Source organism: Bradyrhizobium sp. UFLA05-153 (assembly GCF_054185185.1).
This window is the reverse complement of the sequence record NZ_JBBIAM010000269.1, coordinates 1-3,039: the sequence shown is the minus strand read 5'-3', so window position 1 is coordinate 3,039 and position 3,039 is coordinate 1. Positions and strand designations below refer to the sequence as shown.

The 3,039-nt window shown below is 58.1% G+C and carries 5 protein-coding genes; 4 read left to right on the top strand and 1 reads right to left on the bottom strand.

Translation table 11 applies throughout. The annotated features are described in order from the left end of the window. Positions 1–718: 718 nt before the first annotated feature. Complete coding sequence (locus Q2941_RS51105) at positions 719–925, top strand: hypothetical protein (protein WP_458197469.1); 207 nt, start codon at positions 719–721, stop codon at positions 923–925. 101 nt (positions 926–1,026) lie between these two features. Here the strand turns inward: Q2941_RS51105 and Q2941_RS51100 are convergent, their stop codons facing one another. Continuing rightward, positions 1,027–1,233 carry a cold-shock protein gene (locus Q2941_RS51100; RefSeq protein ID WP_458197468.1) on the bottom strand — a complete coding sequence of 69 codons (207 nt, stop codon included), beginning with the start codon at positions 1,231–1,233 and terminating at the stop codon, positions 1,027–1,029. A 186-nt stretch (positions 1,234–1,419) separates the two neighbouring features. On the opposite strand from Q2941_RS51100, the gene Q2941_RS51095 reads away from it, so the two are divergent. The 3 genes from Q2941_RS51095 (at position 1,420) to Q2941_RS51085 (ending at position 2,593) form a co-directional block, all read left to right on the top strand. Continuing rightward, positions 1,420–1,671: a hypothetical protein gene (locus Q2941_RS51095; RefSeq protein ID WP_458197467.1), complete on the top strand. Its 252-nt coding sequence runs from the start codon at positions 1,420–1,422 to the stop codon at positions 1,669–1,671. 324 nt (positions 1,672–1,995) lie between these two features. Next, positions 1,996–2,259, top strand: a complete 264-nt coding sequence (locus tag Q2941_RS51090; protein ID WP_458197466.1) for a hypothetical protein — start codon at positions 1,996–1,998, stop codon at positions 2,257–2,259. A 136-nt stretch (positions 2,260–2,395) separates the two neighbouring features. Beyond that, positions 2,396–2,593, top strand: a complete 198-nt coding sequence (locus tag Q2941_RS51085; protein WP_458197465.1) for a hypothetical protein — start codon at positions 2,396–2,398, stop codon at positions 2,591–2,593. Positions 2,594–3,039 lie beyond the last annotated feature (446 nt).

Sequence of the window (3,039 nt, the reverse complement as noted above, 5' to 3'; positions counted from 1 at the left end):
TGGATAGAGAGCAGCGTGTGAGGAAGTTTACCCTTGACAAGGAAAGCCCCATACAAGGTGAAGAACCGCAGCCATCCTGCGATGGAGCGTGAGCTCTAGCGGTGTCCTGACTCCAGGCGCACGCGTGGTGAGCCATCCCCTCGAAACGTCAGAAAGTTACCGAGTCTGTTGCTCCGCAATGATCGCAGGTCAAGCGTTCCTCGCCGAGCATGTAGCGCGCTCGCGTCGCGGAAGAGGCGCTTTTTGCAAGACGGGAAAATCAACAAAAAATTTGCGCATGCGCCTGCGCGTCAACAAGCCACCCAGCACGTTCGTGCGTCCCCCCGTGAATCAGGCTCTCGCGAAGGTGGAGCTTAGCGAACCTTCGAATGTTCGGTTGCGGACATAGGAACCGCAAGCATCTAGGACGGGCGACGAGCCTGAACCACGAGCCTTCACTCAACTTTAACGTAATCGGCACAGGCTCTCATATTGGGACGGGGCCGCTTGGGGACGCTTTTGCGGCCTTGTGCTTGGGGAAAAGGCGCCACTACTTGCCCAGCCCCCAGTGGCGCCTTTCCTCAATTTATTGCACTCCGCGAGTGAAGCTCTTCACAGAGGCTTGGCATACCGCTTGCTCGGCTTTGGTTGCTGGGGATTAGCGGGCCCAGCTTGAGACAGCGCAGCCGGGGAAAGTTTCATTTCGAGCCGGCGGCGTAAGTTTTTGGAGAATATGGATATGGAAAACGGACTGATTGTTCGGGCCTATGGAAGGCAACTGGACCGGTTGCGCGGTGAAGCCTCCCGCATCGCGCGGGGAAGCAAGATCGACTGGTGGATCGAGCGCGGCGATGCTGGGACGCGGTTTTGCTTTGAGCCAGCTGAAGCGAAAAATGCGTTTGCCTCAATCTGCGAAAACTTCGCAGTTGCTTGCAGGGAAACCTAACGAACGGAGAAGCGGACCGCCAACGTGACCCGGCGGGCCTCGCTCTGGGCGCGCCGCAGTTCGACGTCGCCGCCTGATGGCTCGCACTAGTCGACGCGCCGTCAGCCAATCCGCAGACTTTCCGCGGACATTTTGCCCGAGCGCCCTGCCCTCAATTCGTAGCTGATCCGCGCGCCCTCGGCCAAGCCCGTATAGCCGGCTTTCTCGACGGCACTGATGTGCACGAAGACGTCCGAGCCGCCGTCATCAGGTTGAATGACTCCATAGCCTTTGGTCGCGTTGAACCACTTCACTTTGCCCATTGCCAACGTCGCATTCTCCGAATCAACAAAGTATCTGCCAATGCAGAGGGTAGAGTAACCATGAAAGTTTGACTGTTCGATTCCTGACACAGCAGCGGCTGGGGAAAACAGCCGCTATGTCAGCAGCCCTGCATTTTCCGAATCAACGAAGCGATTCCTTCATTCAAGGAGGCAGATCAGGTCGGATGCATAATGCAATTCACCCGCATCATTAGTCCCGTAAAGGACCTGGAAGTCTGGAGCGCAAGCAGCCGCGGCTTTTCGTTCGTGATCAGCTTCGAAAGCCATTCCGGTCCCGGCCTTCACGGCAAGCCCGGCTTTTTGGCCTCGTGGCGACCGTTCTATCCGAACAGACCAGCCATCAAGGTAATCGGCTCGCCCTTCGAAACGTTTTCTGAAGCTGAGAAAGCTTGTGAGTCCTTCCTGGCGCACTTGATCAAATGAGCGGCCGGGATAGCCCTTTTGCGCGAGCCAGGCAGCAGGTCTGAAGGCCAACCGAGGCCCAAGGCGATGCAACGCCCGCCGAGTCCCGCGTCAAGTGTTGAAACGGAGCTTCTGGGCTACTCCGAGAGCGCGCCTCGCTTTGCCGCTCTTTGTCGGTACGATGGATTTGCGCGCGGCGGTGCGCATAGGGAGGGACGGCTCTGGTGTGTCTCCAGCCTCGCGCGCCGGAGCCGTTCTCGTTTGCAGGATCGGACAGGCCATCGAGCGCGAGGAATAGCCGTGAAATCCGGTGTGAAACGATCTCGCTGTACGGCAATCTCGTAGATGCGTGACCTTGAAGAAAGCGACCGCGAAGCCTGGGCTCGCATGGCCGCACACCATATCGTTGACGGCGCCTTAGCCGCGAGCGAGCGAATGCCCGGACCGCATCCGGCACCGGACCAAGTCGCGCTCCTGCGTGAGATCGCGCGGCGTGCCTTGTGGCATTTGCCCAACTCGGGCGACGAGGCGCGGCAGTTGGTTCGCTACATTGATATCGAAAATCTGCGCCAACCGAATCCGCGCGACGACGCAGCGCCGGAAGGTTGAAAGCAAAAGCGCGGGACCGAAGCCCCGCGCCCTGACCAGTGTGACCTTCGTCACCACGCGGACGAACTGTGCGGTCTAAACCTCCGACATCAGATTGAACGGGGAGCGATCCCCTCATGAAGTAGGGACAATGAACATGGCGAAGATTGCGCGAACCGAAACCCTCGAACTGTCGATCGGGGAGCTCGACCAGATCGCCGGCGGAATGTCCGTACCGACAAATGAAGCGCAGATCATTGCGGGGATCAGGGCTAAAAACTTTGCCCCCGGCAGCATCTTTACCGGGAATAGTTCCTTCGGCGACACAATAGACAACAACAACAACCTTCCATGAGAAACAAGGAGGCCGCCAACTGAGGCGGCCTCAATAACGCTCTGGACCTAAATCGGACGGTTGCTCGGTCAGCCGATAGGCGACTTCGCTAGAGCCATTGCGGCACGATCTTGATTTTCGCGTGTGGCATTCTGCGGCGTCGACTGCGCGAGGCATTTGCTACGACTGGCACAAACTACATAGCTGTCCGACCCCGATGTGTGCCACGGTATCACAATGGGGAAGGATCGGTTATTTCAGTTGATGGTAATTGCTGCTGGTATGGCCTCGGTGGTGGCCTTTGCCGCGTTGTTGCTGACTCTTTGATCTAGCTCAAACCGCTCATTCTCTTCGGCGCGCCCACTTCGAGGATGAGGCGGCAATGGTCACTGCGCGTTCCAGCCGATCGTGATCACCGATTCCAGGCCATCGTGATCACCCATTCCAGAGCATCGTGATCACCATTT